The 12,932-nt window shown below is 34.5% G+C and carries 13 protein-coding genes and 1 other RNA gene; 3 read left to right on the top strand and 11 right to left on the bottom strand.

Features of this window, described 5'->3' with window-relative positions:
* Positions 1-585, bottom strand: a 585-nt coding sequence (locus EQ827_RS06435) for a VanZ family protein (RefSeq protein WP_181190169.1), incomplete at its 3' end; no start/stop codon positions are given.
* An 89-nt stretch (positions 586-674) separates the two neighbouring features.
* On the opposite strand from EQ827_RS06435, the gene EQ827_RS06430 reads away from it, so the two are divergent.
* Positions 675-2,831 carry an LTA synthase family protein gene (locus tag EQ827_RS06430; protein WP_219912660.1) on the top strand — a complete coding sequence of 719 codons (2,157 nt, stop codon included), beginning with the start codon at positions 675-677 and terminating at the stop codon, positions 2,829-2,831.
* 100 nt (positions 2,832-2,931) lie between these two features.
* On the opposite strand, the gene EQ827_RS06425 is transcribed toward EQ827_RS06430, so the two are convergent.
* Genes EQ827_RS06425 through EQ827_RS06415 form a run of 3 tightly spaced genes read right to left on the bottom strand, consistent with a single transcriptional unit; the run spans position 2,932 to position 5,956 of the window.
* Complete coding sequence (locus EQ827_RS06425; RefSeq protein WP_181190168.1) at positions 2,932-4,398, bottom strand: sensor histidine kinase; 1,467 nt, start codon at positions 4,396-4,398, stop codon at positions 2,932-2,934.
* Positions 4,395-5,117 carry a response regulator transcription factor gene (locus EQ827_RS06420; RefSeq protein WP_181190167.1) on the bottom strand — a complete coding sequence of 241 codons (723 nt, stop codon included), beginning with the start codon at positions 5,115-5,117 and terminating at the stop codon, positions 4,395-4,397. Before EQ827_RS06420 ends, EQ827_RS06425 begins: the two co-directional genes overlap by 4 nt.
* 11 nt (positions 5,118-5,128) lie before the next feature.
* The gene (locus EQ827_RS06415) at positions 5,129-5,956 is read right to left on the bottom strand and encodes a Cof-type HAD-IIB family hydrolase (protein WP_181190166.1); all 828 of its coding nucleotides are present in this window, start codon (positions 5,954-5,956) and stop codon (positions 5,129-5,131) included.
* 145 nt (positions 5,957-6,101) lie between these two features.
* Here EQ827_RS06415 and EQ827_RS06410 point away from each other — a divergent pair, with 145 nt between their 5' ends.
* On the top strand, positions 6,102-6,575 hold the full coding sequence (locus tag EQ827_RS06410; protein ID WP_181190165.1) for a nucleoside 2-deoxyribosyltransferase: 474 nt from the start codon (positions 6,102-6,104) through the stop codon (positions 6,573-6,575).
* Positions 6,576-6,760: 185 nt separating this feature from the next.
* Here the strand turns inward: EQ827_RS06410 and EQ827_RS06405 are convergent, their stop codons facing one another.
* On the bottom strand, positions 6,761-6,952 hold the full coding sequence (locus EQ827_RS06405) for a hypothetical protein (protein ID WP_181190164.1): 192 nt from the start codon (positions 6,950-6,952) through the stop codon (positions 6,761-6,763).
* A 4-nt stretch (positions 6,953-6,956) separates the two neighbouring features.
* Positions 6,957-7,619 carry a C40 family peptidase gene (locus EQ827_RS09255; protein ID WP_373563510.1) on the bottom strand — a complete coding sequence of 221 codons (663 nt, stop codon included), beginning with the start codon at positions 7,617-7,619 and terminating at the stop codon, positions 6,957-6,959.
* Positions 7,620-7,776: 157 nt separating this feature from the next.
* Between EQ827_RS09255 and EQ827_RS06395 the strand changes: the two genes are divergently transcribed.
* Positions 7,777-8,946 carry an iron-containing alcohol dehydrogenase gene (locus EQ827_RS06395; RefSeq protein WP_181190162.1) on the top strand — a complete coding sequence of 390 codons (1,170 nt, stop codon included), beginning with the start codon at positions 7,777-7,779 and terminating at the stop codon, positions 8,944-8,946.
* A gap of 205 nt (positions 8,947-9,151) precedes the next feature.
* On the opposite strand, the gene ssrA is transcribed toward EQ827_RS06395, so the two are convergent.
* From ssrA to EQ827_RS06370, 5 genes are all read right to left on the bottom strand, one after another.
* Positions 9,152-9,519, bottom strand: a transfer-messenger RNA (tmRNA) gene (ssrA, locus tag EQ827_RS06390).
* A gap of 138 nt (positions 9,520-9,657) precedes the next feature.
* A complete protein-coding gene (locus EQ827_RS06385; RefSeq protein ID WP_181190161.1) occupies positions 9,658-10,848 on the bottom strand; it encodes an acetate/propionate family kinase in 1,191 nt (396 codons plus the stop codon).
* Position 10,849: 1 nt separating this feature from the next.
* Entirely contained in the window at positions 10,850-11,872 is a 1,023-nt protein-coding gene (locus EQ827_RS06380; RefSeq protein WP_181190160.1) for a class I SAM-dependent methyltransferase, read from the bottom strand.
* Positions 11,873-12,081: 209 nt separating this feature from the next.
* The gene (locus tag EQ827_RS06375) at positions 12,082-12,450 is read right to left on the bottom strand and encodes a competence type IV pilus minor pilin ComGF (protein ID WP_181190159.1); all 369 of its coding nucleotides are present in this window, start codon (positions 12,448-12,450) and stop codon (positions 12,082-12,084) included.
* A gap of 28 nt (positions 12,451-12,478) precedes the next feature.
* Complete coding sequence (locus tag EQ827_RS06370; RefSeq protein ID WP_181190158.1) at positions 12,479-12,787, bottom strand: hypothetical protein; 309 nt, start codon at positions 12,785-12,787, stop codon at positions 12,479-12,481.
* Between the last annotated feature and the right edge of the window lie 145 nt (positions 12,788-12,932).

Genomic DNA, 12,932 nt, shown 5'->3' with positions numbered 1-12,932 from the left:
GTAATATATTTCATAACCTAACATGGCCCCGCACGTATTAAAAATTACATCATCAATATCGCTAACCCCCGTAAATAACAGAAATTGCAGGCTTTCAATCAACAATGAAACTAACATTCCACTTAATACTGTAAGCCAAAAACCGGCCTTGTGTGCTTTTAAATGTGGGTACATGAATCCCCAAGGAATGAACCAGGCAATGTTGCCGCCAAAATTATAAAAAAAATCTAAAAGCGACGTGCCCGATGTCAATTTAAAAGTTTCTACTAAGGGTCGCCAATTAACTTCACTTAATGGCCGCTGCCAATAAAAATGAAAGTCCCAAGGAAAATATCCATGACGAAAAACTGTCAAAAAAAATAGCAACATTAAATAAATCACAAAACTATCGACTAGCAGTTCATGAGACCAATGATGGGGGCGTTTTTTCAAGCACTGATAACTATAGCGAACAATTAAAAATATCAAAAAATAAAAAATAGTTTTATCAACGCTATAAAATATTAAACGAATTAAGGGAAAATGGTTGATTTTATCAGAATATTGCAAGTAAATTTGCTGATATAACGAATTTAAAAAAATCATCTTAATACCTCTAGTGGCTATCTTACCTGATAAAATGGTAAAATTAAATCTATATTAACCGATAATTCCTCTGGAGAGAAAAGATTATCATGATAACAAATTTGAAACACCTTTTAAAACGCCGTACAGGCTGGATTTTATTGTTAGTAGCTTTCATCTGGATTAAAACTGTAATTGCTTATTATTGGGATTTTAATATGGGAGCAATGGATCCCATGCAGCATCTATTATTAATTATTAATCCCCTAGCCTCTACTTTGCTTTTGCTGAGTTTGACCTTATATTTTAAAAAACCTAAAGCTACTTACCTAATAGCTTTTGTTATTTATTTGTTAGAAACAATTCTATTGTATAGTAACATTTTGTATTATCGTGAATTTAATGATTTTATTAGCTTTAATACGATTGTGAGCGTCGGCAAAGTCTCTAAGGGATTGGGCAGCAGTGCAATTGCTATGGCCCAAATTCATGATGTAATTTATTTTGTTGATTTGATTATTTTAATCATTTTATTAGGTACTAAAAAAATCGGTTTTGATTCTCGTCCTTATAGTCGCTTACAAGCTTTTACTATTACCAGCCTCGCACTTGCTGGATTAAGTTTAAATTTATTTTTAGCCGAATTAAGTCGGCCGCAGTTGCTATTGCGCACTTTTGATCGAACCTATATTGTTAAATATCTTGGTTTAAATTCTTTTTTAGCCTATGATGGCCTCAAAACTGCTCAAAGTAACTCGCTGCGCTCAACCGCTCAAGGGACAAGTATGGATCCCGTGTTACAATTTGTTCATCAACATTATGCCGCTGCCAATCCTCAATACGCTGGCGTCGCCCGGGGCAAAAATGTTATCATCATTCATTTAGAAAGTTTCCAACAATTTTTAATTGATAGTAAAGTGAAAAATCAAGAAGTTACACCGTTTTTAAATAGTCTTTATCACGACAATAACACCTTGAGTTTTGCAAACTTTTTTCATGAAGTAGGACAAGGCAAAACTAGCGATGCCGAAACCATGCTTGAAACTAGTCTGTTTGGCTTGCCTGAAGGATCTTTTTTTACTAGTTTAGGTACTAATAATACTTTTCAAGCAGCTCCAGCTATTTTGGACCAGCAACAACATTATACCAGTGCGGTTTTCCACGGTAATATTGGATCATTTTGGAGTCGCGATACCGTTTATAAAAATATGGGATATCACTACTTCTTTGACCAAAAATATTATCAGCAAACAGCTGATAGTAATACCTATTGGGGCAGCAAAGATAAATTATTATTTTCAGAAAGCATCAAATATTTAGAACAATTACAACAACCCTTCTATGCTAAATTTTTGACTGTTACTAATCATAATCCCTATGAGCTCTCAGATGTTGATACTGACGGTTTTGAAAAACCTGATACCAATAATACTATGGTAAATAATTATTTTGCTACTGCTCATTATTTAGATGAGGCAGTCCATGAGTTTTTTGACTATCTAAAATCAAGTGGCTTATATAATAATTCCATTGTAGTTTTATATGGGGACCATTTTGGTCTTAATGAAGGCGATGAATCTGCACTTGCTCCTTTATTAAATCGTGATCCGAATACCTGGACTGAATTTGATCATCTACAATTACAACGTGTACCCTTTATGATTCATATGCCTGGTTTAAAAGGAGGCATTCAAAAGCAATATGGCGGTGAAATTGATTCTTTGCCAACTTTATTACACTTATTAGGAGTCAATACTAAGCCTTATATTTTTATGGGATCGGATTTATTGTCACCTCAGCATGATCAAAATGTTATTTTTCGTAATCGTTCCTTCATTACCCCTAAATACACAGTGGTCAATAACAATGATAAAATGACAATTTATCAAAATAGTAATGGCGAAAAATTATTTCAGCCGGATGAGCTTTTGCGCCAAAAGCTTCAAAAAATTTCTCATAATAAAAATCATGAATTAGAGCTTTCCGATACTATTAATAAAACTAACCTTTTACGATTTTATACACCACAAGGCTTTACCCCGGTAGATCCCAAAAAATATAATTATCAAAATCAATACCAGCAGCTGCTGAAAATACGAAATAACCTCGGTGAACATTCCACTAGTTTGTTCTCGCATAATGGTAATAAGTCTACTACTGGGCTCTATAAAACTGATGCCCCAGAATTACAAAATAATAATGCTCCAATTTACGAAATTCCCCAGCAAAACAATTTCAGCTCTAAACCACGACATAAGGCGCAATAAAATATTGTGGTTCTAAAATTATTATAAAATACAAATAAGAGTCTGGGACCTAACATTGTCCCAGACTCTTATTACATAAATAACTTATTTATTTAAAGAATTAATTTTTATTTTGTTCAATTATCTCACGATCATAAAAGATTAAAGTAAAGGTCGTACCTACATCTAGTTTACTTTGAACACTAATTTTTCCTTGATGTTGCTGCATTAACTGATGCACAATTGCTAATCCTAAACCAGATTCACCATATTTGGTTTTTTTTCGAGAAGGATCTGCTTTATAGTAACGTTCCCAAATATTTTTTACCTGATCAGGGCCCATGCCGATTCCATTATCAGAGATTTTAATCGTAGTGGCGGCTAAAGCTGGGTCATGCTTAGCAATAATGGTAATAGTCCCATTTTTAGTAAATTGAATCGCATTTTGTGTAATATTAAAAATTATCTGAATAAAACGATCATAATCAGCATATACTTTGGTATCTTCGCCCACCTGTAAACGCAATTTATCATGAGCAACCATGGTCTTTTTGGTTAACTGGGAAACAATATTCTCTAAAGGCGCCTTAATTTCAAAAATGCGTTGCTTTAACGGAATTTGATTAGTTCGGATTTTTTCATAATCTAAGTTCTCATTGACTAAACGAATTAGGCGTTTAGTTTCATTGCGCATTAAAGTAATACTTTTGGCGCGTGATTCTTTTGGAATGGCGTCATAAGCTAAACCCTCCAGCAGGCCATTAATGGTGGTTAACGGTGTCCGCATCTCATGGGCGGCGTCAGCCATGAATTCTTTACGGCGTTGCTCCTGTCGCTCAATTTCTTCATTAGATTGCTGCAAAGAATGGGCCATTTCGTTAAAATCAGATGCCAAATCATCTATTTCATCGCGGCCATTTTGGGCAATTTGGACTGCAAAATCTCCTGCAGCTACTTGTTTAGTTGCTTGACGTAAGCGATCAATTCGCTTAACCTGCCAGCTAGCTAAAAACCAACTCATAATGACTGCTAAAATTGTCGACACTAAAAAAGCTAGAATCAAGTTATTTTTAATGGAATTGATGTTAGTTTCAACTGCTGAAACTTCAGCACCAACCCACAAAATAGCAACCAAATTATTATCCTTATCAAACCAAGGCTTAATAATATAAGTCATAGGATGTTTGCGAAACAAAGGTGCTTGATGATTACGATGACTGTTTCTTTCACGAATGACTGTGCCCGCCTGTAATAGTTTCCAAGTCCGCCGATCAAAAGATGGTTCAGTCGTCACTGACGGATATGACTCATGTCCATGTTTATCAAACATAGCAAAAGTTACTTTTTCATTTGCCAAAACTTCTTGCACGGAAGCAAAAGTTTCAGGGGTAATATTCTTAATATTTCCTGTTTGTGGATCCACTCTTAAAGCCATCGATTGAAGATTATCAGAATAGCCCTCTAGTTGGGTCCAAGTCTGTTGATAAGCCATATTTTCACTATAATGATAAATAGCAATGGCAATCAAGCTTAGACAAGTGACCACAACTACTAAAAAGCCTAGCATATATTGATAAATTAACTTCATTGATTCTGCACATCCGAATCGTCAAATTTATAACCCACGCCCCAAACTGTTTGGATAATTTGGGGACCAACTTGCTCAACTTTATGACGCAACTTTTTGATGTGGGCATCAACTGTCCGCTCATCACCAAAATAATCATAGCCCCAAACCTGCTGTAATAACTGTTCACGAGTGAAAACTTGCTTAGGTTTACCCGATAAAGCCTTTAAAAGGTCGAATTCTTTAGGCGTTAAATCTGGAATTTCTTGATCTAACAAGTAAGCTTCGCGAGTAGCACTACTTAATTTAAAATTTTTTGTTTGAACATCGAATTTTTTATCGCTAGATACTTGTCCATCGGATTTTTCTTCTTGTAACCCCAAGCGCCGGTACAAGGCCTTAATCCGTGCAATTAAAGTTATCGGACTAAAAGGCTTAGTCACATATTCATCAGCATATTCTAGCCCTAATACTTGATCACTTTCCGAATCGCGCGCTGTCAGCATAATTATCGGTACAGTTTGAGAAATTTCTCTAATTTCTTTTGCTACTTCCATACCGTCTTTACCCGGTAAGTTTAAATCTAGAGTAATAATATCCCAGGCTTTGGGCTGTTCTTTAAATATCTCCACAGCTTCATCGCCATTATAAGCAAAAGTTGCTTCCCACTGTTCTTTCTGAAAAAACATGGACATCATTTCTGATACTGATTTATTATCTTCAATCATTAATAGCTTCATTTTTATCACCTTTATTCCTGCGTTAAAATAAATTTTTTAATAACTTCCGCCACAGCATCATGATTATAATCATTAGAAGTTACATAATTGGCAGCATCTTTAATTTCTTTAGTTGCATTTTGAACAGCCACTCCTAGTCCCGCTGCTTGAATCATACTTAAATCGTTAGAATTGTCGCCAATTGCAATAATTTCTGCAGGTTTAATTTTTAATATCTGAGCTAACTGTAATAAGCCTTTCCCCTTATTGACACCTTTTTTGTTAAATTCCATATATCGATTAGAAGAGTAGGTGTAGGTCGTATCATCTAAGACAGCTGTCGGTATTTGAGAATATAAATCATCTAAGCTCGAGCGATCTTTATCCTTATAAAGCATTTTCATGAGTGTTTGGTCTTTCAAAAATTCGATAGAAGGTTTTGTAAAAGTATGATATTGAAATCCCATTTTATCTAAGTATTGTTTTTCATCATCATCAATATTATAAACATAAATATCAGTTAAAGTATAAAGATGCATGGTAACTCTATTTTTGACACCAATTTGAAAAAGTGTATTAATTTCTGCAAAACTCATTTCAACTTTAGAAATAACTCTTTCTTGATGATTTTCAGTAATCGTTCCTCCATTAAAAGAGATAACATATTCTCCCACAGCATCCATTAAACCTAATTCTGCTAAAGTTTGCCGAATCAGAGTAAAACCTCTGCCAGTATTAGGAACAAAGATAACCCCTAATTTACGGGCAGCTTGCACAGCTGCTCGAGTTTTTTCATCGACATGTTTTTCATCATTTAATAAAGTTTCATCTAAATCACTAGCAATCAATTTGTATTTCATATTATCCAAACTCCTATTATATTATCCTTATTTTACTGTATCATTAAAAGCTTAAAAATAAAATTCAATTATCATTTACTTTAGATTTCATTTCCCTGAAAGCTGGATTTAAGCTATAATTATTAAAAAATAAGGGAGAAGTATTATGACTAAAAAGAATATTCTTTACTTTGCTTGCTCTTGGTTTTCCCCATTAGAAAAAGATTTTATGGCTAAAGGGCAAGCAGCCCTCCAAAAAAATCCCACCGTGGATTGGGAAAACAGTTTTCGTCCCCTAGAACATCAATATCAAAATATCGATGTTACTAAACAGTCTGCAGCTCTGCAAGATCCACACTGGCAAATGGGAACTTTTCGTAATGATCTCTTTGGAATTGATCGAGCTGATTTAGTCTGTGGTATGTTTTTACCACAAAAACCAGATTCGGGGATGGCCTTTGAATATGGATATGCTTACGCTACCCATAAGCCTATTGTTTCTATCATTCCAGATGATGCCCCGAAGGAAATCAATCTTATGCTTCTTCCTAGTGTTACTCGTTATTTACATCTCAGTGAATTATCCAGCTTTGACTTCAATAAACTGGAATTTGAGCTGTTTCCAGCCACTGCCTATTAAGATATTATATGAAATACCACTAAATAAGATAATTTTTAGAACCACGGGGCTATAAATTGCAAAACAATTACTGATAATTCAATTATAGTTTTTAATTGTTAAAATTACACTTAATTTTGAATAGTTTAAAGGCTGGAGCAATTGCTCCAGCCTTTAAACTATTAACAGTATATTAGATTTTTAATTTAATGTTTAATAATTACAATTCCTAAAATAATAAGCAAGATGCCCATGATCGTATTAGACCAAGTAATAATTTTCATTAATTGTTGGACATTTGTATTGGAGCTTTGTGTACTTTTTTTAAAATTATAAAAAGCATGCCCTAATAACCCTATGCCAATAATTATTAACAAAATGCCCACTGATAATTGCATTACGTTATTTCACTCCATTATCAATATTCAAACGGCGCCCAAACGTTGGTGTAAACCACTGTAAACGCCCTATTTTGACGTTTTGCCCAGGTTGTGGGGCATGAATGTATTGTCCATTACCTAAATAAATAGCCACATGCTCAGCAGCTCCTACTTCGCCCCAAAACAATAAATCTCCCGGTTGAATTTGAGATAGTGGTATATAAGTCCCACATTCGCTTTGTTGCTGTGAGGTCCGTGGTAAACTAAGACCATTAGCTAAGGCTACATATTGTACCAAACCAGAACAGTCAAAACCCTGCGGAGTAGTTCCACCCCAAACATAAGGAACACCTAAATACTTTTGGGCCATTTGTGTCAGTCCATTAGCCGAAAAATCGGCTGTAGCCTGATCTAAATCATCTATCTGAGGGAAAGTAATAGTTACAGCTGTCGAGGTTACCGGAGCCGGTGCAATAGGCTGTGCCTGTACCTGCGGATGTAAAAGGTCAGTATTTACTTGAATAGGATTAACTAATTTTGGGGTTTGATTAGCCACAGCTATTTCTGGATTTTCTTGGTGACTAACAACTATTGTCTGAGCCTTTGTTGGTACAACAAATAAGCTCAACAAACTTACGGTAATACTTCCCGCAGCCAAGCTGGCCTTGAGTGTTTTAGCTTTCATTTTTAATCTCCTTAAATGCTTTGAATCTAACACTTTTATCATAACATAGACTTGATAAAAACGTTAATTTTATATAGTAGATTTTCGTTTACTTATAGTAAAATCGGTGGTATATTGATAATGTTTTAACAAGCAGATGATAAGGAAGTCTTAAACTATGAAAGAAAATTTTGATTTTTTAATGCCAAGTGTGAATTTCTTTGGTAAAGGGGTTATCAAAAAAATTGGTGCGCGGGCAAAAATGCTCAAAATGAGCAAGCCTTTAATTGTCACAGATAAATTTTTGCGTAAGATGCCTAATGGTCCTGTTGAGCAAACATTAGCTTCATTAAAATCAGCAGGAGTAGATTATGCAATTTATGATGGCGTTGAACCAAACCCTAAAGTACGCAATATTCAAGAAGCCAAGAAAATCTACTTAGATAATAGTTGTGACAGTATCATTACTGTTGGTGGTGGTTCTTCCCACGATGCTGGTAAAGGAACTGGTATTATCTTAACTAATGGTGATGATATCACTAAGTTAGCAGGTATTGAAACCTTAGACAATCCTTTACCACCATTAATGGCAGTCAATACAACTGCCGGTACCGCTTCTGAATTGACTCGTCACTGTGTTATTACTAATGAACAAACCAAGTTAAAATTTGTTGTAGTTTCTTGGCGCAATGTTCCTTTAGTTTCATTTAATGATCCGATGCTAATGTTAGATGTACCAGCTGGATTAACTGCATCTACGGGAATGGATACTTTTGTTCAAGCAATTGAACCTTATGTATCAACTAATCGTAACGAAATTACTGACGGACAATGTATTCAAGCTATTAAATTAGTTGAAGAAAGTTTGCGTGAAGTTGTTGCTAATGGTCACAATATCGAAGCAAGAACTAAAATGGTTGAAGCTGAAATGTTAGGCGGTATGGCCTTTAATAATGCTGATTTAGGTTACGTTCATGCCATGGCTCACCAATTAGGTGGTCAATATGATGCTCCTCATGGAGTATGCTGTGCTATCTTATTACCAATTGTTGAACAGTATAACTTAATTGCTTGCCCTGAAAGATTTGCGCAGTTAGCTGAGGTTATGGGTGAAGATACTACTGGTTTATCTACTCGTGATGCTGCTGAATTATCTATTAAAGCAATGCGTCAAATGTGCGATGATGTGAATATTCCACGAAGCATTAAAGCAATTGGTGCTAAACCTGAAGATTTTGAATTAATGGCTGAAAATGCATTAAAAGATGGCAATGCTCCTTCCAATCCTCGTAAAGGTACTAAAAAAGAGCTTGTTCAACTTTTCCAAGCTGCTTATGATGCTGAATAAGAATTACTTTAATTTATATACTGTATCAATAGTAAGCTTGCTATTAAAAATATAATTAGAATCTTAAAAGCCTCCTAATTGTTGGATGATATTAACAATTAGGAGGCTTTTTTAGTAATTAGAATTACAAAACAAAAAGAAAAAGCCTCGAACCACCCACAGGCTCAAGGCTTTGACTAGTATTGGCTAAACTTGAATAAATCCAAAATGGAGATGAGGAGAATCGAACTCCTGTCCATACATACTGCCACACCAGCATCTACATCCATAGTTACACTATTTAAAATTCGCCGCTAAGAACGCCGTGTAACTGGGCTAGCCTTAACGGCTAGCCTGATGATCTCTTTTTGACTGTTCAGGTGGCGCAGTCAAACGTAGCTCAATTTTTTAAGACCCAATTTAACCCTTGAGCAAAGCTAAACGGATCACGCTAAAAACTGTTGTTAGGCAGCTAAAGCGTAAGAATTATTATTATTTTTTGCAGTTATAATTTAACTGTAACGTTTTAACGTAGACGTAACCTACGAGATGCAACCAGTGCTCAACTACATATGTCGAATCCATAACATCCCCGTTAAGTATTATTAAGTATAGGGCAAAACTGTAATTTTTTCAAGCAATAAAAGCAATAAAAAACTTGAGTCTGATTAGAACCCTTATTAGGTTCCATCATACTCAAGTTTTACTAAGTAGAATTAATTCATTAATCTATTATTTAACTAAGCGTTCAAATTCATGTACAATCATTAATTCTTCATCAGTCGGCACTACTAAACCTGTAATTTTAGAATTGTCCGTAGTAATCTTTCGAATACCCTTACCATTTTCGTTAGCTTCATGATCCACTTCGATACCTAAGAAACTAAAGTTATCCATAATTGCTTGACGAATTGCCGGGTTATTTTCACCCATACCAGCAGTAAAAATCATAATATCAACGCCCTGCATTTCAGCAATATATGATCCAACATATTTAATAATACGATTAATAAAGACATCAATCGCTAATTTAGCATTAGGATTTGTATCCTTGGCGGCAATTAAGTCCCGCATATCTGGTGAAATTCCAGAGATACCTTTTAAACCAGAGTCGTTATTCAAAATATCAATCATTGTGTGGATATCATTAATTTGCAGTTTTTCCATCAGAAAGGCTACTAAAGAAATGTCAATATCACCAGCCCGCGAGCTCATTGTTACGCCTGCGATAGGAGTGAAACCCATTGACGTATCAAATGAATGACCATCTTTAATGGCAGTTATAGAAACACCACTACCCATGTGCAGACTAATCATTTTTTCTTGTTCATAAGGCACTTGTAAAAATTCAGCTGCTTTATGTGATACATAATCATGACTAGTACCATGAGCTCCATAACGCCGGGCACCAAATTTTTCATCATATTCTTTAGGAATGGAATATACTTGGTTCATCTTAGGCAATTTTTTGTGGAAAGTTGTATCAAAAACAGCTACTTGAGGCACATCTGGCAACATTTGAGCAAATGCTTCAATTCCCTTGCGTTCGGCTGGATTATGCAAAGGAGCATATTCATCAATTTGTGATAATTCTTTCAAACTATCATTATCTAATAAAGTTGAATCATCAAAGTAAGGGCCACCCGATACGACACGATGTCCTACTCCACTAAGCTCTTGAACATCGTTAATAACTTTTAAATCCAAAAGTTGTTGAATTAGAATTTTTACTGCTTGAACGTGAGATTCAACAGGCACTTCTTGTGAATGCTTTACACCTTGATAAGTAATCACAAAAACAGAATGATCTAATCCTAAGCGGTCTACCATTCCCTTCACAATGACCTTTTCAGCTGGTAAAGCAAAAAGCTTAAATTTTAAAGTTGAACTACCAGAATTAACAACTAAAACTTTACGTTCCATCTCATTTCTCCCATTTAAAAGTTTTTTGACTCCAATTTTGCAATTGGTTCTTGAATTTTATTATATCACTGGTATTCCCTAAATCGGGAATTTCTCCCATTAATACTTGAGGGGTTTGTTGAGATGTTTGTCCATGACGCTGCAGTACAATTAAAGACTTTGTAGCAGCTTCACTGGCAAATAAAGTTTGTGGCAAGCTCAAGACAGCTTGGAGATAAACTGAGCTTACCAGCCAATGGGCTAAAGTTTTTGCTTGATTGGTTTGAAAAATTTGAGCAGGAACAATAAATATACCAATTCCACCAGGTCGCACATTCTTCATTGCTTGTTCAATTATTAAATGGTGGGCATAAGAGTGCCCTTTTTGAGCTCGTGTTTGAAAATCAAGCGTATTATCATCCATAGGATAATAACCAACAGGCAAATCAGCTAAAACTAAATCATAATCACTAATAATCCAATCAGCCACTGCATCTTGATGATATAAATCAATTTTTTCATTAACAGCTTGGCTCAATGCTGCAGCAATCGTTAACAAACTATCATCATTATCAATACCATGTAAGGATAAATTTAAAGTGGTACTTTTTTTAAGTTCCAGAGCGGTTTCGATTAATAAATTGCCTGTACCAATTGTTGGATCCATTACTTCTAAATGAGATTGCGAATTATCACGAAATATTTCTGCAATCACTAAAGCACATAAAGTTCCAATTACATCAGGTGTCATTAATAAGTTAACATCGAGCTGATCAACTTTTTGTGCTTTGACAATTGCAAACTCTAGTGCTCGTTTAATATCAGTTATTGAATAAGTTTTTAAATTAAATTTTTGATAACTTTCATTTAATTTCTGTGCTTGTTCTTGTGTAGGATAACCATCCTCTTGATAAGTTTTTTGCGCCAAAATATTAAAAATATTTTCAGATAAAGCATCCCGATAAGAAACGTTCAAAATTTTCTGTAATTGTTCCGTTGTTTGATCAACAAATTTAAAAATTTGTTGAGTAGTTGCTTGTGCCATATATCCATCCCCTTGTGTAGCCGTACCTGCTAATATGTTAGCTGAAAAAATCTTATTTAGCAAAGGATATAATTTTTTGTGTATAAATTTTTTCTATCTGTTGATACGATTGTAACTGCTGCTGATAAAAATTAAGGTATAACAGAATAACTAAACATTCCACATTTAGCAATAAAATAGCTAACAAGGTAGTAGAAGCTGTATGTTTCTTATTGAAAATCAAGATAATATTCCCACTTTCTGGATAAAAGATCAGTAGTTTCAATTTTGACAGATTGATTAGTCGGCACTAATTTTAAATGTTGTTGATGGATTAGTATCGGCATATGACCACCATCAATTCCAGTGACACGCAGCATGTTCCGATAAATTTGTAAGCGATATCTTTTATAAGGAAATTTACTGTTAGATCCAGTTTCAAAAGTCACACTTTGAGAATCAGCAGTAATTAATTTGGAATCAGCCGTCATTTTTTCTAGACGCAACATTGCAATATTCCAATTGCTATCATTATAAAAAAGGCGATTTTTATTTTGACGAAAAGTTGTCAATAACAATGAAATTGCTGATAATGTCAATGTTAAAATTACCAAGGAGGTAATAATTTCACTGAGTAAAAATGCGGAATGTCTTTTGTTTAGTATCATATTCCAAGCGCTGATTTTTTTGCAATACTTCAAGTTTTGCTCCTTGCTTTTTAAAGGTATATTTTTGATTTTTTAAAATCAGACTATCTATATGAGGCTGTTGCAACTTTTGCCAGCAAGCAACTTTTAATAAAGCCGTATTTTGTACCGCAATTAACTTTTTATGTGTGGGAATTATACAAAGAGGAATAATCGAAAAAGCTTGCATTACTAAAAAAAATCCGAGCATATTATCTAATATTAAGAATGCTCTACTTTTTTTCTTCAATTAATTCGCCCCACTCCATTTGAATTTTAAATTTATAAATTTTATTTGTTAAAGATGACTGAAAAGTAATAGTTTGTGGTGCTACTTCTCCACCTTCAATTATTATCCAACCGGGTTGGATACGGCAAGCTAATTGGGCATGTAG

Source organism: Bombilactobacillus bombi (assembly GCF_013607485.1).
Lineage (GTDB): Bacteria > Bacillota > Bacilli > Lactobacillales > Lactobacillaceae > Bombilactobacillus > Bombilactobacillus bombi_A.
Note: the sequence above shows the minus strand (reverse complement) of the source record. Positions and strands in the feature narration are given on the sequence as shown.

What these genes read in the sequence shown, in the direction of transcription:
- EQ827_RS06430 (WP_219912660.1), top strand. Translation starts at nt 675, where the DNA reads ATGATAACAAATTTGAAACACCTTTTAAAACGCCGTACAGGCTGGATT.
- EQ827_RS06425 (WP_181190168.1), bottom strand. Translation starts at nt 4,398, where the DNA reads ATGAAGTTAATTTATCAATATATGCTAGGCTTTTTAGTAGTTGTGGTC.
- EQ827_RS06420 (WP_181190167.1), bottom strand. Translation starts at nt 5,117, where the DNA reads ATGAAGCTATTAATGATTGAAGATAATAAATCAGTATCAGAAATGATG.
- EQ827_RS06415 (WP_181190166.1), bottom strand. Translation starts at nt 5,956, where the DNA reads ATGAAATACAAATTGATTGCTAGTGATTTAGATGAAACTTTATTAAAT.
- EQ827_RS06410 (WP_181190165.1), top strand. Translation starts at nt 6,102, where the DNA reads ATGACTAAAAAGAATATTCTTTACTTTGCTTGCTCTTGGTTTTCCCCA.
- EQ827_RS06405 (WP_181190164.1), bottom strand. Translation starts at nt 6,952, where the DNA reads ATGCAATTATCAGTGGGCATTTTGTTAATAATTATTGGCATAGGGTTA.
- EQ827_RS09255 (WP_373563510.1), bottom strand. Translation starts at nt 7,619, where the DNA reads ATGAAAGCTAAAACACTCAAGGCCAGCTTGGCTGCGGGAAGTATTACC.
- EQ827_RS06395 (WP_181190162.1), top strand. Translation starts at nt 7,777, where the DNA reads ATGAAAGAAAATTTTGATTTTTTAATGCCAAGTGTGAATTTCTTTGGT.
- EQ827_RS06385 (WP_181190161.1), bottom strand. Translation starts at nt 10,848, where the DNA reads ATGGAACGTAAAGTTTTAGTTGTTAATTCTGGTAGTTCAACTTTAAAA.
- EQ827_RS06380 (WP_181190160.1), bottom strand. Translation starts at nt 11,872, where the DNA reads ATGGCACAAGCAACTACTCAACAAATTTTTAAATTTGTTGATCAAACA.